This is a genomic window from Kitasatospora sp. NPDC032121, assembly GCF_055580145.1.
Genome location: NZ_JBVILX010000006.1, coordinates 324,413 through 350,033 on the forward strand (window position 1 = coordinate 324,413; position 25,621 = coordinate 350,033).

Annotated in this window: 24 protein-coding genes; 9 read left to right on the forward strand and 15 right to left on the reverse strand. The window is 73.6% G+C overall.

The genetic code is table 11. The features are described from left to right. Positions 1-12 precede the first annotated feature (12 nt). The 3 genes from paaC to paaE are packed head-to-tail and all read left to right on the forward strand — an operon-like array spanning position 13 to position 2,843. Positions 13-921, forward strand: a complete 909-nt coding sequence (gene paaC / locus ACZ5OX_RS19295; RefSeq protein ID WP_465631287.1) for a 1,2-phenylacetyl-CoA epoxidase subunit PaaC — start codon at positions 13-15, stop codon at positions 919-921. Further along, a complete protein-coding gene (paaD, locus tag ACZ5OX_RS19300; protein WP_465631289.1) occupies positions 915-1,553 on the forward strand; it encodes a 1,2-phenylacetyl-CoA epoxidase subunit PaaD in 639 nt (212 codons plus the stop codon). Before paaC ends, paaD begins: the two co-directional genes overlap by 7 nt. Beyond that, entirely contained in the window at positions 1,554-2,843 is a 1,290-nt protein-coding gene (gene paaE, locus ACZ5OX_RS19305; protein WP_465631291.1) for a 1,2-phenylacetyl-CoA epoxidase subunit PaaE, read from the forward strand. Between the two features lie 3 nt (positions 2,844-2,846). Here paaE and ACZ5OX_RS19310 read toward each other — a convergent pair whose 3' ends face one another. Together ACZ5OX_RS19310 and ACZ5OX_RS19315 are read right to left on the reverse strand one after the other, a co-directional pair. Continuing rightward, positions 2,847-3,971, reverse strand: a complete 1,125-nt coding sequence (locus tag ACZ5OX_RS19310) for a flavin-containing monooxygenase (protein WP_465631293.1) — start codon at positions 3,969-3,971, stop codon at positions 2,847-2,849. A 159-nt stretch (positions 3,972-4,130) separates the two neighbouring features. Further along, positions 4,131-4,502, reverse strand: coding sequence for a YbjQ family protein (locus ACZ5OX_RS19315; RefSeq protein ID WP_449791642.1), 372 nt, complete (start codon positions 4,500-4,502; stop codon positions 4,131-4,133). A 124-nt stretch (positions 4,503-4,626) separates the two neighbouring features. On the opposite strand from ACZ5OX_RS19315, the gene ACZ5OX_RS19320 reads away from it, so the two are divergent. Both ACZ5OX_RS19320 and ACZ5OX_RS19325 read left to right on the forward strand, forming a co-directional pair. Continuing rightward, the gene (locus ACZ5OX_RS19320; RefSeq protein ID WP_465631295.1) at positions 4,627-5,556 is read left to right on the forward strand and encodes a hypothetical protein; all 930 of its coding nucleotides are present in this window, start codon (positions 4,627-4,629) and stop codon (positions 5,554-5,556) included. A 273-nt stretch (positions 5,557-5,829) separates the two neighbouring features. Beyond that, a complete protein-coding gene (locus tag ACZ5OX_RS19325) occupies positions 5,830-6,567 on the forward strand; it encodes a peptidyl-tRNA hydrolase (RefSeq protein WP_465631297.1) in 738 nt (245 codons plus the stop codon). Between the two features lie 156 nt (positions 6,568-6,723). Here the strand turns inward: ACZ5OX_RS19325 and ACZ5OX_RS19330 are convergent, their stop codons facing one another. From ACZ5OX_RS19330 to ACZ5OX_RS19360, 7 genes are read right to left on the reverse strand one after another with little or no spacing between them, the layout of a single operon-like run. After that, a complete protein-coding gene (locus ACZ5OX_RS19330) occupies positions 6,724-8,151 on the reverse strand; it encodes a nucleotide pyrophosphatase/phosphodiesterase family protein (protein ID WP_465631299.1) in 1,428 nt (475 codons plus the stop codon). Then, positions 8,148-9,326, reverse strand: coding sequence for a metabolite traffic protein EboE (gene eboE, locus ACZ5OX_RS19335; RefSeq protein ID WP_465631301.1), 1,179 nt, complete (start codon positions 9,324-9,326; stop codon positions 8,148-8,150). The genes ACZ5OX_RS19330 and eboE overlap by 4 nt, the downstream gene beginning before the upstream one ends. A 25-nt stretch (positions 9,327-9,351) precedes the next feature. Beyond that, positions 9,352-10,230 carry a TatD family hydrolase gene (locus ACZ5OX_RS19340; RefSeq protein ID WP_465631303.1) on the reverse strand — a complete coding sequence of 293 codons (879 nt, stop codon included), beginning with the start codon at positions 10,228-10,230 and terminating at the stop codon, positions 9,352-9,354. After that, positions 10,230-10,967: an EboA domain-containing protein gene (locus ACZ5OX_RS19345; protein WP_465631305.1), complete on the reverse strand. Its 738-nt coding sequence runs from the start codon at positions 10,965-10,967 to the stop codon at positions 10,230-10,232. The genes ACZ5OX_RS19340 and ACZ5OX_RS19345 overlap by 1 nt, the downstream gene beginning before the upstream one ends. Then, positions 10,964-11,908, reverse strand: coding sequence for a sugar phosphate isomerase/epimerase family protein (locus ACZ5OX_RS19350; protein WP_465631307.1), 945 nt, complete (start codon positions 11,906-11,908; stop codon positions 10,964-10,966). Before ACZ5OX_RS19350 ends, ACZ5OX_RS19345 begins: the two co-directional genes overlap by 4 nt. Then, complete coding sequence (locus ACZ5OX_RS19355; RefSeq protein WP_465631309.1) at positions 11,905-12,774, reverse strand: SCO3242 family prenyltransferase; 870 nt, start codon at positions 12,772-12,774, stop codon at positions 11,905-11,907. The genes ACZ5OX_RS19350 and ACZ5OX_RS19355 overlap by 4 nt, the downstream gene beginning before the upstream one ends. After that, entirely contained in the window at positions 12,771-13,955 is a 1,185-nt protein-coding gene (locus ACZ5OX_RS19360; protein WP_465631310.1) for an inositol-3-phosphate synthase, read from the reverse strand. Before ACZ5OX_RS19360 ends, ACZ5OX_RS19355 begins: the two co-directional genes overlap by 4 nt. A 312-nt stretch (positions 13,956-14,267) precedes the next feature. Here ACZ5OX_RS19360 and ACZ5OX_RS19365 point away from each other — a divergent pair, with 312 nt between their 5' ends. Further along, on the forward strand, positions 14,268-16,376 hold the full coding sequence (locus tag ACZ5OX_RS19365) for a hypothetical protein (protein WP_465631311.1): 2,109 nt from the start codon (positions 14,268-14,270) through the stop codon (positions 16,374-16,376). Next, on the forward strand, positions 16,373-17,413 hold the full coding sequence (locus ACZ5OX_RS19370; RefSeq protein ID WP_465631313.1) for a ferritin-like domain-containing protein: 1,041 nt from the start codon (positions 16,373-16,375) through the stop codon (positions 17,411-17,413). Before ACZ5OX_RS19365 ends, ACZ5OX_RS19370 begins: the two co-directional genes overlap by 4 nt. A 199-nt stretch (positions 17,414-17,612) precedes the next feature. Here ACZ5OX_RS19370 and ACZ5OX_RS19375 read toward each other — a convergent pair whose 3' ends face one another. The 3 genes from ACZ5OX_RS19375 to ACZ5OX_RS19385 are packed head-to-tail and all read right to left on the reverse strand — an operon-like array spanning position 17,613 to position 20,116. Beyond that, the gene (locus tag ACZ5OX_RS19375) at positions 17,613-18,356 is read right to left on the reverse strand and encodes a hypothetical protein (protein ID WP_465631315.1); all 744 of its coding nucleotides are present in this window, start codon (positions 18,354-18,356) and stop codon (positions 17,613-17,615) included. A 57-nt stretch (positions 18,357-18,413) separates the two neighbouring features. Then, positions 18,414-19,202: an ABC transporter permease gene (locus ACZ5OX_RS19380; protein ID WP_465631316.1), complete on the reverse strand. Its 789-nt coding sequence runs from the start codon at positions 19,200-19,202 to the stop codon at positions 18,414-18,416. Further along, complete coding sequence (locus ACZ5OX_RS19385; RefSeq protein WP_465631318.1) at positions 19,199-20,116, reverse strand: ATP-binding cassette domain-containing protein; 918 nt, start codon at positions 20,114-20,116, stop codon at positions 19,199-19,201. Before ACZ5OX_RS19385 ends, ACZ5OX_RS19380 begins: the two co-directional genes overlap by 4 nt. Positions 20,117-20,321: 205 nt before the next feature. On the opposite strand from ACZ5OX_RS19385, the gene ACZ5OX_RS19390 reads away from it, so the two are divergent. Further along, the gene (locus ACZ5OX_RS19390) at positions 20,322-21,707 is read left to right on the forward strand and encodes a sensor histidine kinase (RefSeq protein ID WP_465631320.1); all 1,386 of its coding nucleotides are present in this window, start codon (positions 20,322-20,324) and stop codon (positions 21,705-21,707) included. A 44-nt stretch (positions 21,708-21,751) separates the two neighbouring features. Continuing rightward, positions 21,752-22,411 (forward strand): response regulator, encoded by a 660-nt coding sequence (locus ACZ5OX_RS19395; RefSeq protein WP_392913935.1) that lies wholly within the window; start codon positions 21,752-21,754, stop codon positions 22,409-22,411. A gap of 86 nt (positions 22,412-22,497) precedes the next feature. Here the strand turns inward: ACZ5OX_RS19395 and ACZ5OX_RS19400 are convergent, their stop codons facing one another. The 3 genes from ACZ5OX_RS19400 to modA form a co-directional block, all read right to left on the reverse strand. Beyond that, positions 22,498-23,574 (reverse strand): ABC transporter ATP-binding protein, encoded by a 1,077-nt coding sequence (locus tag ACZ5OX_RS19400; RefSeq protein WP_465631322.1) that lies wholly within the window; start codon positions 23,572-23,574, stop codon positions 22,498-22,500. A gap of 116 nt (positions 23,575-23,690) precedes the next feature. Then, positions 23,691-24,569 carry an ABC transporter permease gene (locus ACZ5OX_RS19405; RefSeq protein WP_465631411.1) on the reverse strand — a complete coding sequence of 293 codons (879 nt, stop codon included), beginning with the start codon at positions 24,567-24,569 and terminating at the stop codon, positions 23,691-23,693. 95 nt (positions 24,570-24,664) lie between these two features. Next, a complete protein-coding gene (gene modA / locus ACZ5OX_RS19410) occupies positions 24,665-25,525 on the reverse strand; it encodes a molybdate ABC transporter substrate-binding protein (RefSeq protein ID WP_465631324.1) in 861 nt (286 codons plus the stop codon). Between the last annotated feature and the right edge of the window lie 96 nt (positions 25,526-25,621).

A 25,621-nucleotide genomic window follows, 5' to 3' on the forward strand; every position in this document is an offset into this window, starting at 1 on the left:
GGGGGAGCCACCGTGCACAACGACACCACCACCGGCGCCGACCAGGACGACCACGTCTACCTCAGCCTCGCCGACGCCGCCCCCGGCCCCGAGGGCGAGGGCCGCTGGGCGTACGGGACGGGCTTCGCCGACCCGCTGCTCGGCGTGGACACGGCGCTGCCCGCAGGCGTGGACGGCGCGGACCTCGCCGCCTACTGCCAGATGCTGGGCGACGACGCCCTGGTCCTCGCCCAGCGGCTGATCGAGTGGTGCACCCGGGCGCCCGAGCTGGAGGAGGAGGTCGCGCTCGCCAACCTGGGCCTCGACCTGCTCGGCCAGGCCCGCCTGCTGCTCACCCGAGCCGGTCAGGCGGACGGCACCGGCCGCACCGAGGACGACCTGGCGTACTGGCGCGAGGAGCACGAGTTCCGCAACGTCCGCCTGGTGGAGACGCCGAACGGCGACTTCGCGTACTCGATCGCCCGGCTGCTGCTGTTCGCCACCGCGCGCGGCGCCCTGTACGAGGCGCTGAGCACGCACCCCGACCCGGTACTGGCCGCGGTCGCGACCCGGGGCGTCAAGGAGCTGGCCTACCACCGGGAGTACGCCACCGCCTGGACGCTGCGCCTGGGCGATGGCACGCCGTACTCCGCCGAGCGGATGCAGGCCGGTCTGGACGCGGTCTGGCCACTGCTGGAGGAGCTGTTCACGGCACACCCGGTGGAGCAGCGCGCGGGCGTCGACCCTGCGACGCTGCGTGAACCGGTGCTGCGCTCGCTCGCCGCCGTCCTCGCCGAGGCCGGGCTGACCGTACCGGACGTGCCGCCGCTGGCCACCGTCCTGGGCCGGGCCGGCCGGGACGGCGTGCACACCGAGGCGCTCGGCCCGCTGCTCGCCGAGCTCCAGGTGGTGGCCCGGGCCCACCCGGGGGCGACATGGTGACGGGCGACACCGCGACGGGCGCAGCGGGCCCGACGGGCGCCGCGAACCCGACGGGCGCCGCGAACCCGACGGGCGCTGCGGACCCGACGGGCAGGACGACCCGGGACCTGGCCTGGGCGGTCGCCGCGGCCGTCCCGGACCCGGAGCTGCCCATGCTGACCCTGGCCGACCTGGGCGTCCTGGCCGAGGTCGAGGTGGACGGCGGCAGCGGCAGCGCCGACGGCACGGTGACCGCCTGGCTGACCCCGACCTACTCGGGCTGCCCCGCCGTCGCCGAGATGGCCGCCGACGTGGACCGCCGGCTGCGCGCGGCCGGGTACCCGGACGTCCGGGTGCGGCTGCGGCTGGACCCGCCGTGGTCCACCGACCTGATCACCGCCGAGGGCCGCCGCAAGCTCGCCGAGGCGGGCATCGCCCCGCCGAGCCCCACCGCCGCCGTCGCCGCGGCCGGTCCGGTGGCGCTCACCCTCGGCCCGACCCGCACCGGAACCGCGACCCCGCCCCCCGTGCCGTGCCCGCACTGCGGTGGCACCGCGACGGAGGAGCTGTCCCGCTTCGGTTCCACCGCCTGCAAGGCGCTCTGGCGCTGCCGGGCCTGCCGCGAGCCGTTCGAACGCGTCAAGGAGATCTGAATGCCCGCCGCCTCCCCCGCCGCCGCGTCCGCCGGTACCGCCGGTCCGGCCCCCACCCCCGCCGCCCCGGCCCCCACCCCCGCCGCCCCGGCTTCCGCCTCCGCCGGCCCGGCCTCCGCCACTGCGGCTTCCGCCTCCGCCACCGGGGCGGACACCGGCTCGGACACCGGGGCGACCGGCATCCGCCCCGCCCGCCGCCCGACCTTCCACCGGCTGCGGATCGACCGGGTCGAGCGGCTGTGCGAGGACGCCGTCGCGGTGACCTTCGCGGTGCCGGACGGACTGGTGCAGGAGTACGCCTTCCGCCCCGGGCAGACCCTGACCCTGCGCAAGCTGGTCGACGGCACCGACGAGCGCCGCTCGTACTCGATCTGCGCCCCGGTCGGCGGGCCGCTGCGGATCGCCGTCCGGGAGGTGCCCGGCGGGCTGTTCTCGCGCTGGCTGGTGCGCGAGGCGGTGCCGGGCGAGGAGGTCGAGGTGCTGACGCCGTCCGGCCTCTTCACCCCCGAACTCGGCGTCCCGGCCGACCACGTGCTGCTCGCGGCCGGCTCCGGCATCACCCCGATGCTGTCGATCGCCGCCTCCGTGCTGGCCGCCGACCGCGACTCCACCGTCACCCTGCTCTACGGCAACCGGCGCAGCGACACCGTGATGTTCGCGGACGAGCTGGCCGACCTGAAGGACCGCTACCTCGGCCGCTTCCAGCTGGTCCACGTACTCTCCCGGGAGACCAGGGACGCCGAGCTGCTCAGCGGCCGGCTGGACCCGGAGCGGGTTCGCGCGCTGCTGGCGGCGCTGGTGGACGTCGGCAGCGTCGGGCACTGGTGGCTGTGCGGCCCGTTCGGCATGGTCGCGGGGGCCAAGGAACTGCTGGCGGAGCTGGACGTGCCGGGCGAGCGGGTGCACCAGGAGCTGTTCCACGCCGAGGACGAGCCGCTCCCGGAACGCGACGAGGACTGGGACCGGACGGACGCCTCGTCGGGCGGCGCGTCGTCCGGTGGCGCCTCGGGCCCGCAGAGCGAGGTCACCGTCGTCCTCGACGGCCGCGGCAGCACGCTCTGCCTCCCGCGCGACCGCTCGATCCTGGACGGCGCCCAGCGCTCCCGCCCCGACCTGCCGTTCGCCTGCAAGGGCGGGGTCTGCGGCACCTGCCGCGCCCTGGTCACCGAGGGCGAGGTGGAGATGCGCCGCAACTTCGCGCTGGAGGAGAAGGAACTGGCCGCCGGCTACGTCCTCACCTGCCAGGCCCGCCCGCTCACCGACCGGGTGACCGTCGACTACGACCGCTGAGCCTCAGACGGCGGCGGGCTCCGTCACCGCGCCACCGAGCGCCGGAGCACCGAGGGCCGGAGCACCGAGGGCCGGGTTCCCGAGGAGCCTGACCAGGTCGTTGACCGCCGCGCGCCCGGCCCGGTTGGCGCCGACGGTGCTGGCGGAGGGGCCGAAGCCGACCAGGTGGACGCGGGGGTCGGCGGTGGCGCGGGTACCGGTGAGCGCGATGCCGCCGCCGGGGGAGCGCAGCCCGAGCGGTCCGAGGTGCCCGATCTCGGGCCGGAAACCGGTCGCCCAGACGATCGCGTCCACCGCCAGCTCCTCGTCGCCCCAGGCGACCCCGTGCTCGGTCAGGCGGTCGAACATCGGCCGGCGGTGCAGCGCGCCCAGCTCCTCGGCGCGCCGGTAGGCGACGGACGGGCCGAGCCCGGTCACGCTCACCACGCTGCGCACCGGCAGGCCCTGCCGGACCCGCTCCGCCACCTTGGCGACCACCGCGCGCCCGTACTCGGGAGTGAACGGTCCGTCGTGGTAGACGGGTTCGGAGCGGGTGACCCAGACCGTCTCGCCGACCGCGGCCACCTCCGACAGCACCTGGATCGCCGAAGCCCCGCCGCCCACCACCAGCACGCGCTTGCCCGTGAACTCCTCGGGGCCGCGGTACTCGGCGTAGTGCAGCTGACGGCCCGCGAAGTGGCCCGGGTAGTGCGGGAGGAAGGGGCGGGTCCAGGTGCCGGTGGCGTTGACCAGCGCACGGGTGGACCAGGTGCCGTGGTCGGTCTCGACCAGCAACCGGGAGTCCGGGCGCTCGGACTCCGCCCGTACGGCACGCACCACGACCGGGCGTACGACCGGGAGCGCGTGCCGGGCCTCGTACGCCGCGAAGTACTCCGGCACCACCTCGCGGGCGGGGGCCTCGGGGTCCGGCGGCGGGAGTTCGGCGTCCGGGAGGTCGTGGACGCCGTGCACGGTGGCCATCCGCAGGGACGGCGAGCGGTGCGCCCAGGCACCGCCTGGTACGGGGTTGGCGTCGAGGACGACGAAGCCGCCGTCGATACCCGCCCGGTACGGGGCGAAGCCGCGACGGCGCAGGTGGTGGGCGGCGGACAGGCCCGCCTGCCCGGCGCCCACCACCAGGACGTCCACGCGTTGCGGAACACCGTTAGTTGCACCGTAAACAGTCACGCCCGTGAAACATCGAAGGACCGGCGGGTGTTCCCGCGAACCGGGCCGGAGGCCGTCCGAGCCGGGCCGGAGGCCGTCCGACCCGGGCTGGAGGCCGTCCCGTCCCGGGCCGGAGGGGCGTCAGGAGACCGGGGAGATCACCGCGGCGGTGCCGTAGGCGCAGACCTCGGTGCCGACAGCGGCCGCCTCGGTGACGTCGAAACGCATCATCAGGACGGCGTTGCCGCCACGCGCCTTGGTCTGCTCGACCAGCCGCTGCATCGCCTCGTTGCGGCTCTCGACCAGGGTCTTCGTCAGACCGCGCAGCTCACCGCCGACCAGCGACTTCAGACCGGCACCGATCTGGCTGCCGACGTGGCGGCTGCGGACGGTCAGCCCGAAGACCTCGCCGATCACGTGGTCGACCCGGAAACCGGGGATGTCGTTGGTGGTCACGACCAGGACGTCTGCGTTCGGGCCCTGCCCGCCGCCGTACTCGTTGATGTCTGCCATGGGACGCATCCTGCCAGTTCGTGCGTCCGAGTGACCGAGGCGGGGCCGGGCGGTGGCCGAGAAGGCTTCCGTAAGCTGGTCCGGACCCGTGATCGGGCGCCCGAAAGGCCGTACCGTTAGCCCCATGGGCGAGCGAAGCGATCATCCACAGGGGCCGGGCGCGGCGGAGGACTCCGGTGCGCAGGAGATCGAGGCGACGGTGGTGCTGGGCCTTCGGATCACCGACTGGCCGGCCCTGCGCGCGGCCGCGATCAGGGCCGTCGAGGAGCTGGACTTCGAGGGCATCGACCCGGCCGGCCAGCGCCGCGAACTGCTGCGCGAGGTGGCCGAGGACGCCAACGCGGCGCTCGGCGCACTGCTGCACCCGGACCGGCTGGTGGCCGCCATCCCCGGGGTCGAGGCGCTCGGCGGCACGCTGGAGATCAGCGTCACGGAGGACTTCACCCCCGACTTCGCGGACCTGTTCCCGCTGGAGGGCGACGAGGAGGACGGCGGCGCGGGCGCGGACTGGACGCTCACCCCGCGCACCGCCTGCCTGCTCCACGCCCAGCTGATCGGTCTGGCCGACGCCGCGTACGACGACTTCGACGAGCACGGGGACGAGGCGGTCTCCGACGGCGACGACACGGACTGGACGGTCTTCTCCCGGCTACCCGAGCGCACCTGGCGGATGCACCGGGGCTGGCGCCGCGCGATGGCCCGGGCCTTCGACGACCTCGCCGACGACCTCGCGCTCGGCGAGTGGCCGCTGCCGCGCTGCCTGGCCGAGGAGATAGCGCTGCGGATGGCCCTGGTGGACGCCAGGGCGCTGCTCGGCGCGCAGCCCGAGTCGGTGGCGGACATGATGGGCGACCTCCCGGCCGACCTGTACGACTACGACTGGGACGGCTGCCACGACGAGCTGTTCGGCGTCTACGGGCCGGACGACGGTGATCCGGAGCTCGCGGCGGAGCAGCGCACGGAGCTGCTGCTGGCGGCCACCCACCCGGAGGGCTGGTTCCTGATGTACGAGGACGCGGAGGAGCGGGACCCGCAGCGCGGCTACCGGCGCTGACCGGGCGTCGCGGTTGCGGTGCGGCGGTGCGGACGGCGAGTGCCGGGGGCTCGCCGTCGAGTCGAACCGTCGAGTCGAACCGTCGAGTCGAACCGTCGAGGTGAACGGGGCGGGCCGAGTCGGTCGGGGCGGGGCTGGCATCCTGGTCGGGTGACTTCTCCTTCCGACGCCCCGACTTCCGCCGCTCCGGCCCCGGCTCCTTCGTCTCCGGTTTCCCCGTCCCTGCCCACGGCCCCGGCCCCGGCCGCGGCCCCGGCCCCGTCGCCGGCCGCCGTGGCCCCCGCCCCGGCGGCGGAGCCCGGCGACACCCCGTCGCGCGAGGAGCGCGACGAGCGGCCGCAGTACGTGCTGCCGCTGGTCGTCCGGGTGGAGCGGGCGACTCCGCCGAGCCGGACGGACGCGCTGGAGACCTCGGCGCGGGCGGTGCTCACCCTGCTCGCCGACCCCCGGGTGACCGAGGTGGACGGCGAGTGGGCGGAGCGGGTCGCCGCCTGGGAGGACGCCCGGATCCGCAAGGTGGTCCGGCGGGCCCGGGGCGGTGAGTGGCGGCGGGCGGGCGAGCTGCCCGGCGTCACGGTGCGGGGGCGGGAGGCCGAGGTGCGGGTGTTCCCGCCGATCCCGCTGGACGGCTGGCCGAAGGAACTCGCCAAGCTCCAGGTGTCCGGGACGGACCTGGAGGAGACGGCCGAGGTCGGGACGCCCGAGCCGGGGCTGCCGGTGCTGTGGCTCAACCCCGAGCTGGAGATGAGCGCGGGCAAGACGATGGCGCAGACCGGGCACGCCGCCCAGCTCGCGTGGTGGCGGCTCGACGAGGCGCAGCGCAAGGAGTGGGCCGAGGCCGGGTTCGCGCTCGCGGTCCGGACGGCCGCGCCGGAGACGTGGCAGGACCTCCTGCGCAGCGGTCTGCCGGTGGTCCAGGACGCGGGCTTCACCGAGATCGCCCCCGGGCCGACTGTTGCAGTCGAAGGCGGCGAGCGCTACTGCCCCCTCCCACGCCTACGACGTCCGTGAACGCATCACTCTGACCTCGGCACGGCAACGTAGCAGGTGAGGCACGCGTCCCCGGCAGTCCCAGGCCTGCGGCGGGTTCTACTGGGCGGGGCTGGGGAGCCGAGGGGGTCGGGCCCGGTACGGCCTGGTGAGTGGTGCGGGAGATCGCCGGGTCCGTCAAGGAGCCGACGCTTCCGCTGGTTCACCGCCGGGGTTGCCCGCGAGGTGGAGGAGGAGGGCCGGCAGGTCGGTGGCCGCGTACCGGGGGTGGAGGCGGGGGAGGCGGGTGGTGTCGGAGAGGAGGAGGACGGGGCCGTCGTCGGGGTGGTCGGGGAGGCGGCCGTGGCTGCCGCGGATGTGGGTGGCGTCGAGCGGGACGACGGAGAGGGTGGAGCGCAGGCCGAGGCGGCGGCGGGCGAGGGCGGTGGCGGCGCGGAGTGCGGCCAGGCGGTCGGCGGGGTCGAGGAGGAGTTCGGCGGGGTCGTAGCCGGGTTTGCGGTGGATGTCGACGCAGCGGGCGAAGTCGGGGGCGCGGGCGTCGTCGAGCCAGTAGTAGTAGGTGAACCAGGCGTCGGGGGAGGCGACGGCGACGAGTTCGCCGGCGCGGGCGTGGTCGAGTCCGTACGCGGTCTTGCCTGCGGTGTCGAGGACGCGTTCCACTCCGGGCAGGGCGCGGACGAGGTCCTGCACCCGGGGCAGGTCGGCGGGGTCGGGCACGTAGAGGTGGGCCACCTGGTGGTCGGCGACGGCGAACGCCCGGGACGTGTACGGGTCGAGGTACTCCATCCCGGCCTGCGTGTACACCGTGAGGAGGCCGGCCGCGCGCAGCGCCCGGTTGATGTGCACGGGGTGGTCGACCGCGGTGATGCCGTACTCGGAGAGCGCCACCACGGTGGTTCCGCGCTCCCGGGCCAGGCGGAGCAGCGGGGCGAGTACGGCGTCGAGGGCCCTGGCGGCCGCGGCGGCCTGGGGTGCGTCGGGGCCGAAGCGCTGGAGGTCGTAGTCGAGGTGGGGCAGGTAGGCCAGGGTCAGGTCGGGGTCCGCGGTGCGGATGACGTGTTCGGTGGCGCGGGCGATCCACCGGCTGGAGGCGATGGAGGCGCGCGGGCCCCAGTAGTCGAACAGTGGGAACGGGCCGAGGGCGTGGGTGAGTTCGTCGCGCAGGCCGGGTGGGGTGGTGTAGCAGTCGGGGGACTTGCGGCCGTCCGCGTGGTAGACGGGGCGCGGGGTGACGGTGATGTCGGTGCCGGCGCCCATGGCGTACCACCAGCAGATGTTGGCCACGCGGTACCCCGGGCGGGTGCGCCTGGCGGTGTCCCACACCTTCTCGCCCCGCACCAGGCGGTTGTGCTGGCGCCACAGGAGTACCTCGCCGAGGTCGCGGAAGTACCAGCCGTTGCCGACGATTCCGTGGCGGCTCGGGGGCAGGCCGGTCAGCAGGCTGGCCTGGACGGAGCAGGTGAGCGCGGGGAAGACCGGGGTGAGGTGGGCGGTGTGCCCCGGGGTGGGACCGTCGGGTGCGGCGACGGCCCGCAGGTGGGGCATGTGGCGCAGTAGGCGGGGGGTGAGGGCGGCGACGTTCAGCACCAGCAGGCGGGTGGTCACGGGGTGTCGTCCCGTAGTCCGGCGGCGAGCAACTGCTCGTGAGTCCAAGAGAGTTCGGCCGCGAGGCCGGCGATCAGCGCCTGGTCGTCGGCCGGACGGTCGCGGTCGGGCAGCACCGACCAGGTGTAGGTCTCGACCTCCAGGTGGTCGGTGACGGCGCCCGGGCCGCGGGCGAGGGCGCGGATGGCCTCGGTCAGTACCGGTCCGGTCGCGGTGAGGGGTGGCTGCGGTGCGGCGTGCACGGGGACGTGGAAGTGCACCCGCCACGGTCGCGGATCGTCGTCGTGGGACGGGCAGCGGAGCGCCTGGTCGAGGTCGTCCCACCGGTCCTGGCCGGGGCCGGCCGGTTCGGCGCGCGTCTGGTGCAGGAAGCGCGGCTCGGCGAAGCGCGCCAGGGCTCGTCGTACGGCGGGGTCGGCGGGTTCGTCGGCCTGGAGGGCGCTGGAGAGCTGGGCCTTGACGACGGGCAGTCCGGCGGCGGCCAGGCCGCGCAGGGCGGTTCGGGGGTCCTCGAAGTCGACGGCGAGGTGGCAGGTGTCGAGGCAGACGCCGATCCGCTCGGTGTCGAGGCCGGTGAGCCGGGCGCAGGCGTCGCTGACGGTGGAGACCAGACACCCGGGTTCGGGTTCCAGGCCGACCCGGACGGTGCGCCCGGTGCGGGCTTCGAGCTTGGCGAGTCCTTCGGCCAGCGCGTCCAGGTTGCGCCGGGCCTGGCCGTGGCGTTCGGAGGTCCAGCCGGTGCGCCAGCCGAGGGGGAGCGTGGAGACGCTGCCGCGGGCCGCGTCCTCGGGCAGCAGTGCGGTGAGGACCCGGGCGAGGTCGAGGGTGTACGCGAGGCGGGCCGGTTCGCTCCAGTCCGGCCGGTAGACGGCGTGTTTGACGACGGGCCGGTGGAAGCCGCGGTACGGGAAGCCGTTGAGGGTGACGACTTCGAGGCCCCGGGTGGACAGTTCGCGGCGCAGCCGGGCCAGGGCCGTCTCGTCGGTGGCGAGGGCGCGGGCCACGTCGTAGGCGAGCCAGAGGCCGAGTCCCAGGGACGGTGCCGCGAGGTGTTCGCGGACGGGCTCGGCGTAGCGGGCGAGTTGGCGCAGGACCCCGTCGAGGTCTTCGGCGGGGTGGACGTTGGTGCAGTACGCGAGGTGGACGGTGCTGCCGTCGGGGTGGCGCAGGCGCATCGGGTGGTCTCCTTGGCTCCGGGGGCTATTCGCCGCCGCGGGCGATGGAGTTTCCGAGGTAGACGGCGCCGCCGGGGGCCTCGTGGTCGTCCGGTGTGCCGAGGTCGTCCGGTGGCAGCGTCAGGCGTCCGCTCTGGCCGTAGAAGGCGACCGGGTTGCGCCACATGACCTCGTCGACCTGGTCGGCGGTGAAGCCGGCGGCGAGCATCGCCTCCGCGGTGCGCCGGGTCGCCAGCGGGTCGCTGCGGCCCCAGTCGGCCGCGGAGTTGACCAGCATCCGCCCGGTTCCGTGGCGCTTGAGCACCTGGACCACGCGCTGGGGGTCCATCTTGGTGTCCGGGTAGACGGAGAATCCCATCCAGCAGCCGGTGTCGGCGACCTCCGCCACGGTCAGTTCGGTCAGGTGGTCGATCAGGACCAGTTCGGGGGCGATCGCGCACTCGCGGAGCACGGCGAGCGTGCGGCGGGTGCCGACGGCCTTGTCCCGGTGGGGGGTGTGCACCAGGACGGGCAGTTCGTGGTCCATGGCGAGCAGGACCTGGGTGGCGAGCGCGTGGTCCTCCTCCGGGGTGAGGGAGTCGTAGCCGACCTCGCCGACGGCGACCACCGCGTCCTTGTCGAGGTAGCGGGGCAGCAGGTCGAGGACGGCGGTGCAGCGCGGGTCGTTGGCCTCCTTCGGGTTGAGGGCCAGGGCGCAGTGGTGGCGGATGCCGAACTGGTCGGCGCGGAAGGGTTCCCAGCCGATGAGGGAGTCGAAGTAGTCGGCGAAGCTGGGGACGGCCGTGCGCGGCTGGCCGAGCCAGAACGCGGGTTCCACGACGGCTCGGATGCCGGCGTCCCGCATCGTCTGGTAGTCGTCGGTGGTCCGGGAGGTCATGTGGATGTGGGGGTCGAAGATGCGCATCAGGTCCCGGCAGGGTGAGGGGGCGGAAGGGGGTCGGTCCCGGCCGTCCTGGTCGTGGCGAGCGACCGCACGTCGCTCGGCACGGGGCGGCCGGCGCTGGTGAGTTCACGGGCGTGGGTCCGGGCCATCCTGACGAGTTCGGGGTCGGCCCGGTGCGGCAGTCCGGCCACGGCCCGCAGCGGGACGCCGTGGTGCAGGCACTTGAGGACGGCCTTCCGGTAGGCGTGCGCGGTCAGGTGCCGTGCTCCGTAGGGGCCGAGTGCGGCGGCCAGCAGCCGGGGGTCGTTGGTGCGCAGCGCGTCGCACACCAGGGGGACTGCGTCGGCCCGGAGGCCGTGGGGGCCCAGCAGGTCCAGTGGGCCGAGCGCGCGGAGCACGCCGCGCCGTTCCGCGGCGTCTCCGCCGTGGTAGACGGCCGAGGCCCGGACGGCCGGGCCGTCGGGGTGTGCCGGGGCGGCGGCCAGCAGCAGGGTGCGCACGGCGTCGTCCACGGTCCAGGTCAGCGCCTCGGCGGGGACCGCGGGCGGGTGGCCGTCAGGTGCCGCGGGCGGGTCCAGCGGCGCCCGACCGCCCCGGCGGCCCGCCTCGGCGAAGCGCCGGGGCAGCGCGGTGTCGGGTTCGGCGGCGACCTCGGCGAGGGCCGGTGCCAGCCAGCGGGCGGCGTCCGGGGTGAGTTGTCGGTCGAGGGCGGCGCGCAGTCGGTGGACGGTCACCCGGGCGGCGTTGCCGATGGTCATCGGGACGCCCCGGCGGCGGCGCGGAGGAAGGCCAGGGAGCGTGCGGCGGCCTGCGGTGCGGCGTGACTGTGCCGGGGCAGTTCGACGCCGACCAGCCCGGAGAAGCCGCTGCGGCGCAGCGCGTCCAGGACGGGCGGGAAGTCGATCTCGCCCTCGCCGAACTCCAGGTGCTCGTGGGTGCCCCTGCGCATGTCCTCGATCTGGACGTTGACCAGGTGCGGGGCGTAGCGCAGGACGCAGTCGGGTACGGAGGAGGGCTCCAGGCAGCGGCAGTGGCCGATGTCGAGGGTCAGCCCGAGGCGCGGCGGATCGCCGAGGCGGCGGCGCAGCTGCTCGTAGGCGTCCAGGGTGTCGACGAGCATCCCGGGCTCGGGCTCGAACCCGAGGACGACGTCGTGGCGTTCGGCCTGTTCCAGCGCCCGGGCGCAGCCGCGCAGCAGCCGGTCCCAGGCCACCTGTGGCGACAGCCCGGGCGGGGGCACGCCGCTCCACAGCGAGACGGCTCCCGCGTTCAGCTCGGCGGCCACCCGGATCGCCAGTCCCAGGTACTCCAGGCGGCGCCGCGGGTCCTCGTCGACGAGGGTGGGGGCGTGCTTGGTCCAGGGGTCGAGCAGGTAGCGGGCTCCGGTCTCCACCACGATGTCGAGTCCGGTGCGGGCGAGTTGTCGGGCCACCCGGGCCACCCTGCGGGGGAGTCCGGGGGCGAAGGGGTCGAGGTGGCAGTGGTCCAGGGTCAGGGCCACGCCGTCGTAGCCGAGGTCCGCCAGGACGGCGATGGCCTCGGTCAGCCGGTGTCCGGCGAAGCCGTTGGTGCCGTAGCCGAACCGCAGGCCTGCGTCCGGGTGCCTTCCGTCCGCCCGGGGTGCGGTCGGCTGTCCTGGGTCCGTCTGCCACGCGTCCGCCTGTCCTGCGTCCGCGTGCGCCGCGTCCGGGCCGGTCATGTGGGGGACAGCTTCCGGAACAGGCGCCGGGCCACCGGCACGACGGCGAGCAGGGACAGCGCCACGGGCAGGGCGTCGGCGTGGCTGGCGCAGGCGGCCTGGAGCGGGAGGACGGCGGCGATGCCGGCGGCGACGGCCCGCTGGAGCCGGTGCGGGTCGAGGCGGCCCGCCGCGGCCTGGGCACCGCCGAAGCCGGCGACGTACAGGGTGAGCGCGCCGAGGCGGACCGCCCGCCGGACCGGGGTGGCGCTCCGGTCGGCGGTGGCCACGGCGGCGATGGCACAGGTGGCGGCCGTGGTGGCCGGGAGGAGGGGCCCGCGCGCGCCCCGCACCTCGTGGCGGCTGAGCGCGCTGACCACGAGGGTGTGGGCGCCGACCAGGGCGGCGGCCGGGGCGGCCGCGCGCAGCCGGCGACCGCCGGTGCCCAGCAGGACGTCGAGGCCGCGAGCGGCGGCCATGGTGGCGGGCCCGGCGAGGGGGTGGCCCTTGATGCCCAGGTCGTACGCCCACACCACGGCCGCCAGCGGCGCCGCGACGGACAGCGCCCCGCGTCCGCCGCCGGCCGCGGCGAGGGCGAGTCCGGCTCCGGTGAGGCCGGCGGCCAGAGCGAGGGCGGCCGCGGGTTCGACCCGGCCGGAGGGGATCGGGCGGCCGGGGCGCTCGACCGCGTCGGTGTGCCGGTCGGCGAAGTCGTTGAGGGCCATGCCCGCCCAGTAGAGGCTGACCGAGGACAGGGCCAGCAGGCCGGTGCCGGGGCCCGCCGGCCGGCCGGAGAGCGCCGCGCCGACCAGGGGGTCACCGGGCACGGTGAGCGCGGCCGGTGCTCGCACCAGCTCGGCGACCGCGCGGAGGGCCGGGATCCTCATGCGCGCGGCTCACGGCTCGCGGTCGCCGCGGCGAATGCCCGTAGGGCCTGGTACTGGTCGGCCAGGGCGTAACCACCCGCGCCGACCGGGTCCTTGAAGAAGAAGCCCAGCGCCCCGAGCGGGCCCGAGAGGCCGGCCGCGTGTGCGGCGGCGGTGAGCCGGGCCAGGTCGAGCACGAGTGGTGCGGCGAGGGCCGAGTCGCAGCCCTCCCAGGTGAACTGGAGGGTCATCCGGGTCCCGAGGAACCCCTCGAAGGCCACGTGGTCCCAGGCCGTCTTCCATTCGCCCAGGGCCGGTACGCAGTCGATGTGCACCGCGCCCTCCACCGGGTGCCCCAGCATGTGGCCAAGGCCCCGCCGTTTGGACGCCGTCTTGCTGCCGGCCGCGCCCGGATCCGCCAGGGTGGCGCCGTCGCCGCCGCCCAGCAGGTTGGTGCCCGACCAGGCCCGTACTCTCAGCGCGCGCACGGCGAACATCGGGGCCAGCACCGACTGCACCAGCGTCTCGCCGGTCTTGGCGTCGCTGCCCGCGTAGGGCAGGCGGCGGTCGCGGGCCAGGGCGTCCAGCGCGGGCAGCCTGGCTCCGGTCGAGGGGGTGAAGTCCACGTACGGACAGCCCGCGGTGAACGCCGCGTAGGCGTAGAGCGAGCTGGGCGGCAGCATGTCGGCGGAGGTGTGCAGGGCCGCCTCCAGCAGGTCGAGGTCGTGGTGCTCGGGACGGCCCGGCACCGGGGCCTCGGTGGACGCCACATTGACGACCACGACCCGGTCGAGTCCCAGCCGCCGCCGGAAGCCCTCCATGTCGGCGGCGAGCGCCCGGGCCGCCACGGCCTGTGGCCGAGTGCTCCGGCCGGCGGCGTACCCCGGGCGGATCTCCTGGTCGGCGGCGAGGACGGCCTTCTCCAGCGGTTCGAGCAGCCGCTGCGGCACCACCCCGGCCGCGGCCAGCTCCGCGGCGCGCACGGGCAGCGGGACGGAGCCCACATCGTGCCCGCCGAACACCAGGGCAGCGAACGACGGCAGTCCGGTACCGGGGAAGCCCTCGCTCGCGGTGACGCACCCAGTCGGCGCGGCCAGACCGGACCCGACCGCCGCCGCGCCCACCACCGTGGTGGTGGCCACCGAGCCGCGTGCTCCCACCAGCCAGACCCCTGTCCGGGGCCCCGTTCCCGGTTCCGGCATGTGCCAGGCTCCTTCCGACCGTCGCTGCGACTGGAAATTCCGCGGGCGGTTATCCGTTCGTGAATCACCCACGATCCATCTATGCAGTAGGCGGCCGGTCCGGCCACTCCACGCAGCGAGAATCACCCGAAGGAACCCAGGCCGAATCGCGGGGGTGGGTGGATGGCTGATGCCGGGTGAATGCCCGCGGCTATCCGGGTCGAGGAGAGATGTGGATCAGGGGTCGAGGGTATACGCACAGGGTTGTCCGTCAACTCCCCAGGAGGTACTGTGAGTGTTCTCTCCGTCCCGCGCGTCTTCTTCCGCGGTGAGATGACCTTCAATCCGGCGACCATGAACAACAATGGCCTGTTTCCGACGTACGACTTCCGGACGGCGGATCTGAACTGGGAATATCTCAAGAAGTTCCAGATCACCCCGGAGAACTTCAGGGAGACCTTTCCGGCCTGGGCGTTCAGCATGCAGCAGGGCGAGAGCGGTGGGAAGCCTGCGAAGGAGCCGCCGTCAGGATGGAGCGCCTACGGCGCCAACGACTGGTGGCTCCACGTGGAGCCCCGCCACACCCGCGACGGCAAGGGCGTCATCACCACGGTGACCGGAGGGCAGACCGAGTACGGATCGCAGGTGTCGACCTCGGGAGATCCGCTGTTCGGTGCCGTCGTCAACGTGGCCGGCGATTCGTTCCCGATCGCCGACCTCTCCATGGACGAGCAGGTCGGCGACGACCACTTCCCGAGGGCCGCCTACCACACCAACGCGACCATGGCGGACAACAACCCGGACTCGATCTGGAGCCCCTCCTTCTTCGCCAGGAGAATCCAGATCGGCACCAGGACGGAGCCCGAGGGATTCTTCTTCGGAGACCTCGACGACGATGTCCAGCTGCCCGCGCGCTGGATGAATTTCAGCCGCAATCTGAACCTGCGGGACGACGTCTTCCGTGACGGAGTCGGTGCCACCGTCGTCCAGGCCTGCGTGCGCCGGGAAAACCTCCGGTTCACCTCGGACAAATCGCCGCTGTTGAACAGGCTCAAGCAGGAAATGGAGGCCCGGAAGGCCAGTGGGATCATGATGCGGTATTCCGTCTATCTGACCCACTACTTCACCGCGCCCGAGTTCGCCGACTGCACGTCACAGGAGGAGCGGTTCACCCGACTGCTCTTGCTGTGGAAACAGGATCTCGATTCGGGGAAGCCGCCGCGCCGCAATCCCTGTCTTTCCCGGGTGGTCGGCACGATCGGCCTGTGGCACGACACCGAGCTGATCACGGTGCCCGGCGGACGGTTCCTGGCGCCGGAGAAGTCGATGAGGGTGAAGAAGGAGAGCGGAGAGGAGGTGGACGCCTGGTTCGGGCCGGCGGCGGCGGAGATCAACAAGGCCACCGGCGGCACCCGCTACGTCAGCCTCGACCTGGGAGCCACCGTTCCTGAGACGGACGCCGCCGGGGAGAAGGAGACCTCCTTCGGCACCCTGGAGCTGTTCGTCCAGGTGCCCGGCGTCGCCACACCCAAGACCGTGGCGGAGATCAAGCCCGAGACCTACGGCAGGAACGGCTACGAGCTGACCTCCGGCATCATCGACGTGTCGATCGACAGCAAGGTGACCGATACGGACCTGGCCACCGGCGTCCTGGGCATTCGGTGCAAGCCGAACTCCGAGCAGATCACGATGCTGACGGAGAAGGTGCTCACGGCCCAGACCGACGCCCGCTCGACCTACGTCAACCAGAGCGGGACAGGAAAGGTCGTCATCGAGGTCAGGGAACGGGGCGCGATTCCCACCCGCGCGGTCGGGCTGCTCCTCCAGCAGTACGTGCCGGACCCGGCACCGCCCATGCAGAACGCGGTGACCTGGGTCAAGGCGAAGCCGGACGTCCTCGCCATCACCAGTGTCACGCCCGTGTCCGGCGGCCGCGCGGAGATCGAGTTCAAGCCGGTGACCGGCCCCGGCATGACCCCCAACCTCCCGGTCATCGCCTTCTTCCCCCACTACAGCGGGTCGGGTCCGGACGTTCCGCCGGACAAGGTGACGTGGGTCGGATCGCCCTGGTCCACCGTCTCGGCGTTCTACTGCTGTGTGCGGATGCTGCCCTTCGACGACAAACTCCCCGGGGAGTTCGAGCAGGACTGCAAGAAGCACAACAACGATCCGCAGGCTGCCTGGGAATTCGTCTACAAGCGGGTGCTCTACCTGTACGACATGATCTTCCCGGTCATGAAGCAGTACGCCGCGCTCGACCTGGGGGACAAGACGGCGGTCGACCGGAACATCGACCAGATCCTGGAACTGTGCGCGCCCGACATGGTGCACTCGTCGCTCTACATGCCCGTCACCAGGGATCTGTCCGATGGCAAGCGCAAGGTCCTGGCGATGTACCGGAACCTGATCAAGACCGGAAAGCCGGAGGTGGTTGCGTCATGACCGTCGAGGACGACATCGCGAACCTGCACAAGATGTTGCAGGCTGCCTGCCTGGTCGAGTTTTCCACCATTCCCGCCTATCTGACGGGCTGGTGGTCCATCAAGGACCGGCGCAGCACGGCGGCCAAGCTCATCAGGGAGGTGGTGACCGTCGAGATGCGGCACCTGTCGATCGCTGCGAACACCCTGATCGCCACCGGCGGCACACCCGAGATCTTCAAGGTCGCCACCGTCCCGTATCCGCGCCACTTCGAGGCCCCCGGTCCCATGACGATCCAGCTCCTGCCCTTCGGGAAGGCCTTCCTGGCCATGGGCATGTGCATCGAGTCCCCTGGCGATGTCACCGCGACCACCTTGCCGGAGGCACTCAGAGCCGCGCTGCCGCCGTCGCCCCCGTTCGACTCGCAGCGGGACACCCTGATCACCCCGGGTGAGAAGCAGACGATCGGTCAGTTCTACGAGGTCCTCATGAAGCACATGGAGGCGTGCGTCAACCGGTACGGGGAGGAGAGGGTCTTCCCGGACGGCGGGCGCGTTGACCGCCAGTACGCCTACTTCGGGCAGGACTGCATCACCGTGGCGAACCACAAGGACGCGGAGACGCTGATGTGGGACGTCATCTGGGAAGGCGAAGGGGACGGCGGAGGAATCCTGGACTCGAACCGGGATCTGTCGCACTACTTCACGTTCCACGAGCTGAGCGCCGGAAAGTACTACAAGCCGGGCGACAAGCCGCTCCACCCCACTGGCGACAGCTTTCACGTCCCGACGGAAAAAGAGGTGGTGGACATCCTGCCCGACCCCAAGGTGGCGGCCTACGCGAACTACCCGAAGGCTCATCGGGCCGCCGAGGACTTCACCGAGTCGTACCGGAAGATGATCATGGACCTGGACTCCGGCTTCAAGGGGCATCCGGACCTGGTCGACCGGGCCATCGGCCGGATGCGCCAGCTGCTGGCCCTTGCCGACGTGCTCCTGGCGTGCGAGGTGAAGGACAAGCATTACGCAACCCCGACCTTCGAACTGCCCCCGCTGTAGTCAGCCGGGCGGACGGTCTCGCACGGCCGCCAGTGCGGTTGCCATCGTCTGCGCCGTCGTGCTCACCCCCGAGAGCCTGGCCGTCGCCGCTTCCGAGAACAGATGACGGCGAACGGATAACGGATGACAGCTGACAGCTGACAGCTGACAGATTTCGAAATCTGTCAGCTGTCATCCGTTCGCCGTTCCTCGTCGGTCGTCAGCTCCGCTCGTAGCGCCGCATCGCCCGCAGCCCGCCGTAGACCGCCAGGGCCGTCCAGAGCGCCATGATCAGCAGTCCGGTCCAGTGGCCGTAGTGGACGCCCGGCTCGGGTTGGGTGCGGGTCGCGTACAGGCCGGCCCGGTCGGGCAGGAACTGGCCCAGTTCGCGGACGCCGGGGATGGCGGCCAGCCAGGTGGTGCCCAGGAACACCATCGGGGTCAGCAGGCCGAGTGCGGCGCTGAAGTTGCCCAGCATCGCGGTCAGTCCGAGGCAGAGCAGGACCATCATCGGGTGGTACAGCAACCCGGCCAGGAAACTGCGGGCCAGGCCCGGGGTGGAGAGGTCCAGGCCGACGGTGGTGCCGACGGCCAGGAACGAGCCCGCCGTCGATGCCAGCCCGAGCAGCAGGCCCAAGGCGGCGCCGAGCGCGAGCTTGGCGCCGTACAGCCGACCGCGCCGGGGGACGGCGGTGAGTGAGGTGCCGATCATGCGGGTGTTGAACTCCTGCCCGATCAGCAGGATCCCGAGGCAGGCCACCGCGACGTGGCCGAACAGCAGCCCGTAGAAGATCCCGCCGGCCGGGTCCTCACCGGGCGTGTGGTCCTTCGCCCCGTAGGCGGCGCTTACGGCTGTCGTGACCCCGACGGTCAGCGCGAGCGCGACCAGCGGGGCCGCCCACTGCGAGGGCAGGGTGGTGAACTTGACCCGTTCGGCGCGTACGGCGTCGGCCATCGTGCTCATTGTCGCTCCCAACTCCGGTTTCCCATGTCCGATCTCCCCTGTCCCTTTCGCTCGGGGTCACTTGGTGCGTCGCAGTGCCCGCAGCCCGCCGTACGCCGCCAGGGCCGTCCAGAGCGCCATGATCAGCAGTCCGGTCCAGTGGCCGTAGGCGACCGCCGGGTCGTCGGCGTACCGCAGGGCGTACTGGCCGGCCCGGTCGGGCAGGAACTGAACCACCTTCCGCAACCCGGGCACACCGCTGAGCAGCGGTGAGAGCAGGAAGAGGGACGGGACCAGCAGCCCCATGGCGGCGGTGAGATTGCCCAGCAGGGCGGCCGTCCCGAGGCAGAGCACCACCAGCAGCGTCTGGTAGAGCACCCCGGCCACGGCGGTGCGGACGAAGGCGGGCCCGTCCCATTCGGCGGGAACGGTGGCCGCGTACCCGGCGAAGGCGCCCGCCGTCCCGACGGCGCCGACCGCGAGTCCGACCAGTGCGCCGAGCGCGAGCTTGGCGCCGTACAAACGGCCCCGCCTCGGTACGGCGGTGAACGACACGTCGATCATGCGGGTGTTGAACTCCTGGCCGATCAGCAGGATGCCGAAGCAGATCAGTGCCGCCTGGCCGAAGTTGAGGCCGTAGAAGATGCCGACGCCGGGGTCGCCGGTGAGGCTGTGGTCCTTGTCGCCGAGGGCCGCGCCGATGGCGGTGGTGACGCCCGCCGTGAGCACCAGGGCGAGCAGGGGCGTGATCCAGAGCGACCGGAGGGTGGCGAGCTTGATCCACTCGGCGCGCAGGGCGTTGGCGGCAGGAGCCCCGGTGGCAGGAGCGCCGGTGGCAGAAGTCCCGGCAGGGGTGGGCGTGTTCACGCGGCGGCCTCCGCGCGGTACTCGACGCTGTCGGCGGTCATCCGCATGAACGCCTCCTCCAGGGAGTCCTGTTGCACGGCGATCTCGTACAGCACCACGCCGCCGGCGGCGGCGAGCGCGGCGATCCGCTCGGGTTCGGCGCCGCTCACCTCCCAGGCACCGTCGCCGACTTCGGTGGCGTCGAGGCCGTGGCCGGGGTCGCCGAGCAGGGCGGCGAGCTTGGTCGGGTCGACGGCGCGGACCCTGGTCCGGGTCCGGCCGTGGCGGTCGATGAACTCCGGGGTGGCGGCGTCGGCGAGCAGCCGGCCGCGCCCGATCACCACCAAGTGGTCGGCGGTGAGAGCCATCTCGGTCATCAGGTGGGAGGAGACCAGCACCGCCCGGCCCTCGGTGGCCAAGCCGCGCAGCAGGGTGCGGATCCAGCGGATGCCCTCCGGGTCCAGGCCGTTCACGGGCTCGTCCAGCAGCAGGACCGGCGGGTCGCCGAGCAGCGCGGCGGCCACCCCCAGGCGCTGGCGCATACCGAGCGAGAAGCCCCGGATCCGCCGTCCGGCGGCGTCCGCCAGGCCGACCCGGCCGAGCACCTCGTCGACCCGGCGGGCCGGCAGGCCGTTGCTCGCGGCGAGCCAGCGCAGGTGGCCGTGCGCGGTCCGGCCGCCGTGCAGCGCCTGGGCGTCCAGCAGCGCTCCGACCGTCCGCAGCGGGTCGGGGAGTTCGACGTACGGCCGGCCGCCGACCAGGGCGTGTCCGGCGGTCGGCCGGTCGAGGCCGAGGACCAGGCGCATGGTGGTGCTCTTGCCGGCGCCGTTCGGGCCGAGGAAGCCGGTCACCACGCCGGGCCGGACCTCGAAGGTCAGGTCGTCGACGACGCGCCGGCCGTCGTACTCCTTGGTGAGGCCCTGGATCTCGATCACGGCCCGCTCCCCTCGTCTCGTCTCGCCTTGTCGTCGGTCTCCGCCGGGGCTCGCTGTGGTCGGCCCCGGGCGGTGGCTCCATTCGACCGGAGCGGGCCGGTGCGGCGGATCCCGCCGGGGCGGGGAGCCGCCTCCCTCCCGAGAGGGAGCCGGCCGGAGACCGACGCGGGAGCCGGGGCACGGGACGGCCTGACAGGATGGCCCAATGTCCAAGATCGCAGCGCTGAAGAGCGCGGTGTCCGGGAGCGTTGCGCCGGGAAGCGCGGTGCCGAGGCTCGTCGCGCCCCTGGTGGCCGGCGCCACGTACGCACGACTGCTGCACCTGCTGGTCGGGTGGATCTTCGCCGGCGTCGTGCTGATGGTCTATCCGGGGACGTACCACAAGGGCGTCGGCGAGATCCTGATCGCGAGCGTCTCGACGGACGTCGTGCTGCTCGCGCTCGCCGCGCTCATCCCGGCGGCGCGCCGGGCCGAGGGGGTGCAGGCCCGGCTGCTGCTGGTGCCCGACCGCGAGGAGGACATCGCCACCGAGCCCTCCCGCTCCTGGGCCGACCGGCGGCGCACGGCCGGCTGGCTGATCGGACGGGTCGCGCTCGGTTCGGCGGTCGGGTTCCCGGTGGTCTTCGGAATCGCCGGGGCCTTCGAGCGGCTGACCGGTCCGGACGTCCTCTGGTACCTCCCGTTCACGCCGTTGGCGGCACTCGGCCTCGGCTGGTTCCTGGTGTACGCAGGGCGCCTCCAACTCGCCATGGCGGTGCGACTGTTGGGCCCGTCGCCAGCGGAGCGCCTGGCCGAGGCGGAACTGCGGGCCGAACGGCTGCTGGAGCGCAACCGGTTGGCCAGGGAGCTGCACGACTCGATCGGCCACGCCCTGACGGTGACGGTCCTCCAGGCGGGAGCGGCGCGCGAGGTCGGGGATCCGGCGTTCGTCGCCAAGGCGCTCGAAGTCATCGAGGAGACCGGCCGACAGGCCATGGAGGATCTCGAGCGCACCCTCGTGCTGCTGCGCGAGACCCCGACCGGGGCGAGCGGCGCGGCCGGAGCGAGCGGCGCGGCCACCGAACAGCCCGGGATCGACCAGCTGCCCGCGCTGTTCGACACCGCCCGGGCGGCCGGAAGCCCGGTGGAGGCACGGATCGAGGTGCCTCCCGGCACCCTGCCCGGAGTGCTCTCCCGCGAGTCGTACCGGATCGTCCAGGAGGGAGTCACCAACGCGCTCAAGTACGCGCCCGGCGAGCCGATCGACATCCGGATCGCCGTACGGGACGGCCAGTTGGAGCTGCGCTGCGCCAACCGGCCACTCGGAAGCGGTCGTTCACCGGCCGGGGCGGATCGGCCGGCGGCCTACGGCGCGGGCAGGGGCGCAACGCGCAAGGGCGGCAAGGGACTGCGCGGCATCCGCGAGCGTGCCACCCTGCTCGGCGGGGAGGCGACGGCGGGGCCGGCGCGGGGGCCGGCGTGGGGAGTGGCACCGGGGACGGGGTCGGGAGCGGCGACGGTGCAGGGGACGGGGCCGGGGGCGGCCGAGGCGCAGGAGGGGAACGGGGGATGGGTGCTGACCGTCCGGCTGCCCCTACGCTTGGGCTCGTGACGAACGATCTTGTGACCCGAGGTGCGGCCGGAGGAGCCGCCGGGATGACGGACATCCTGCTCGCCGACGACGAGGAACTGGTCCGGGCCGGCCTGCGGGCCGTCCTGGAGGCGCAGGGGGACCTGCGGGTGGTCGGCGAGGCGTCCGACGGTGCCGAAGCGGTCGCCCTCGCCCGCGCGCTGCGCCCGCACGTGGTGCTGATGGACGTCCGGATGCCGGTACTGGACGGCCTGGCGGCCACCCGGGAACTGCTGCGCCCCGGCGCACCGGGGGAGCGCCCTCCGAGGATCCTGGTCGTGACCACCTTCGAGAACGACGACTACGTCTACCAGGCGCTGCGCGCGGGCGCCGACGGCTTCCTGCTCAAGCGCACCCGCCCGGCCGAGATCGCCCAGGCGGTGCGGCTGGTGGCGGCGGGCGAGTCGCTGCTGTTCCCGGCCGCGATCCGCCGGTTGGCGGCCGGGCACGGCAATCCGACCGCCCGGGCGGCCATGGAGCGGGCGGCGCTGACCGAGCGCGAGGCGGAGGTACTGCGGCTGGTCGCGCGCGGCCTCAGCAACGGGGAGATCGCCGAGCAGCTGTTCCTCGGCGTACAGACGGTGAAGACGCACGTCAGCAGCGTGCTGGCGAAGCTGGGCGCGCGGGACCGCACCCAGGCGGTGATCGCGGCGTACGAGTCGGGGTTCGTCGAACCGGCGGAGTGACGCTGCCGGCTCGATCCCGTCGGCTCGATCCCGTCGGAGCGGCCCCGCCGGAGGGCTCCTGCCGGTGCCGCTCCGGCGGTGGGCCGTCAGGCCGGGTAGGCGTGGGTCTGGGTCGCCTTGACCGAGGCCCAGACCGCGACGCCGGGCGCCAGCTCCAGCTCCGCGACGGCGGCCGGGGTGAGGTCGGCGGCCAGCGGCAGGTCGCCGGCGAGTTCGGCGCGGACCTGGTCGCCGTGCAGGTCCAGCCCGGTGACCTCGGCCTTCCACAGGTTGCGGGCGCTGGCCTGTGGGCGCTCCCGGTACAGCGTCACGGCGGAGGGCGGGAAGGCCACGAAGGCCGGGCCGTCCAGCTCCTCGGTGGTGGCCAGGACCGTGCCGTCCGGGAGCGTGACCCGGGTGCCGTCGGCCCGGCCCTGGTACAGGTTCAGGCCGACCAGCCGGGCGATGTAGTCGGTGCGCGGACGCCGGGCGACCTCCGCCGGGCTGCCGGACTGCACCTCCCGCCCGTCCTCGATCACCACGAGCCGGTCGGCCAGCACCATGGCGTCCAGCGGGTCGTGCGTCACCAGCACCGCCACCGCCTCGAACTCGGCCAGGTGGCGCCGCAGCTGGGACCGTACGTCGAGCCGGGTGCGGGCGTCCAGGGCGGCCAGCGGCTCGTCCAGCAGGAGCAGCCGGGGGCGTACGGCGAGGGCGCGGGCGAGCGCCACCCGCTGGGCCTGGCCGCCGGAGAGCCGGCCGGGGCGGACCGAGGCGTGGTCGGCCAAGCCCATCCGCTCCAGCCAGGCCGCCGCCTCGGCCCGCGCCTCGCGCTTGGGGCGGCCCTGGCAGCGCGGGCCGAAGGCGACGTTGTCGAGCGCGCTGAGGTGCGGGAACAGCAGGTAGTCCTGGAAGACCACGCCGACCGGCCGCTCCTCGGCGGGGGTGTACGCGCGTTGCGCAGGGTCCTCCAGGACGTGACCGTCCAGGCGCAGGTGGCCGCCGGTGAGCGGGAGCAGTCCGGCGAGGGCGCGCAGGGCGGTGGACTTGCCGGCGCCGTTGGGGCCGAGCAGCGCCACCACCTCGACGGGGGCGGCGGTGAGGTCGAGGTCGAGGGCGAACCCGGGACGCTCGACCCTCAGACGGGCGTCCAGGGCGGGGCCGGGGCGGCTGGCGGTGCTCATCGGTGCGGCGTCCAGGTGTCCGGAGTGTCCAGGGCGTTGGAAGTGTCCAGGGCGTTCGAAGTGTTCCGGTGTGGCCAGTGTCTCCGGTGCGGGCGGTGTCTCCGGTGCGGGCGAAGTCACGGCGTCGACAGCCAGCGGTCGCGCAGGCCGACCAGGACGGCCACGGAGACCACCAGCAGCACCAGCGACAGCGCGATCGCCGCCTGGGGGTCGGACTCCATGGCCAGGTAGACGGCCAGCGGCATGGTCTGGGTGCGGCCCGGGAAGTTGCCCGCGAAGGTGATCGTCGCGCCGAACTCGCCGAGCGCCCGGGCCCAGGCGAGGACGGCCCCGGCGGCGATCCCCGGGGCGATCAACGGCAGGGTGACCCGCCGGAACGCGGTCAGTCGGGAGGCGCCCAGGGTCGCGGCGGCCTCCTCGTAGCGGGGATCGGCGGCCCGCAGCGCGCCCTCGACGCTGATCACCAGGAACGGCATCGCCACGAACGCCTCGGCGATCACGACCCCGGTGGTGGTGAACGGCAGGGTGATGCCGAAGGCCGAGTCCAGCCAGGAGCCGACGATGCCGCGCCGCCCGAGCACCAGCAGCAGTGCCACGCCTCCGACCACCGGCGGCAGCACCAGCGGCAGGGTGACCAGCGCCCGGATCACCCGTCGGCCGGGCAGCTCGGTGCGGGCGAGCAGCCAGGCCAGCGGGACGCCGAGGACCAGCGACACTGCGGTGGCCGCGGTCGCGCTGATCAACGACAGGCGCAGCGCCTCCCAGACCGCGGCGCTGGTGAGCTGCTCGGACAGGCTGCTCCAGGGCGCCCGGATCAGCAGGCCGGCCAGTGGCAGGGTCAGGAAGGCCAGTCCGAGCAGAGCCGGGAGCAGCAGTGCGACAGGGACGCGCTGCGTGCGCGGGCGACGGCTGTGGGGCCGGCTTCGGGGGCGACTCCGCGGCCGGCTTCGCGGACGGCTTCGGGGGCGGCGGCTTCGCGGGTGGGCGCCCGGCAGGGCCTGCGCGGGTCCTGCCGGGTCGCCGCCGACGGTGCGGGCCTGCTGGTCCCGGCCCGGGCGGCTGTTCGCCCCGGAGCCGGCAGTGCGGTCGTTCACGGCGCCTGGAAGCCCGCCGCGGTCAGCACCTGCCTGGCCTCGGGCGTCCGGACGTACGCGACGAAGGCGGCGGCGCCGTTCTTGTTCGGTGCCTTGGCGAGCGCGGCGATCGGGTAGTCGTTCACGGCCTTGTCGGCTTCGGGGAAGTCCACGCCGTCGATCTTCGCAGCATCGGCCTGCACGTCGGTCCGGTACACCAGGGACGCGTCGACCTCGCCGAGTTCGACCTTGGTGAGCGCGCCCTTGACGTCCTGCTCCAGGGTGACCGGGGTGAGGTCGACGCCGGCGGCCTTGAGCGCGGTCTGGGCGGCGGCGCCGCACGGCACCTCCTTCGCGCACAGGGCGACCTTCACGCCGGAGGCGGTGAGGTCCTTGAGGCCCGCGACGTGCTTGGGGTTGCCCTTGGGGACGGCGATGGTGAGGGTGTTCCGCACGAAGGTCGTGGGCTGTCCGCTCGCACCGCCCGCGTCGCTCACGGTCTTCATGGTGGCGGGGCTGGCGGCGGCGAACACGTCAGCCGGGGCACCGGAGTTGATACTGGTGGCGAGGCTGGAGCTGCCGCCGAAGTTGAAGGTGACCTTGCTGCCCGGGTTGGCGGCCTCGAACTTCCTGCCGAGCTCGGTGAAGGTCTCCTTGAGCGAGGCGGCGGCGAAGACCGTGACGGTGCCGGAGGCCTTCGGGACGCCGCCGCCCGCACCGCCCGCGTCCGCGGCGGCGTTCGGGGAGGTGCTCGAGGAGGCCGCGGAACCGGAGGACGAGCCGCCGCCGCTGCCGCAGGCGGTGACCCCGAGGGCGACGGCGAGGGCCGCGGCGGTGGCGACGGCGAGCCTGCGGGTGGTCGGCGTGCGGGTGCTCATCGGTGCTTCCCCTCCAGGGTGCGCGCCGGAAGGGGCGCGGAGTCCTGGTCGCAGGTGCGGCCATTACGGCGATCATAGTGCCGCAGATGCGAGCAA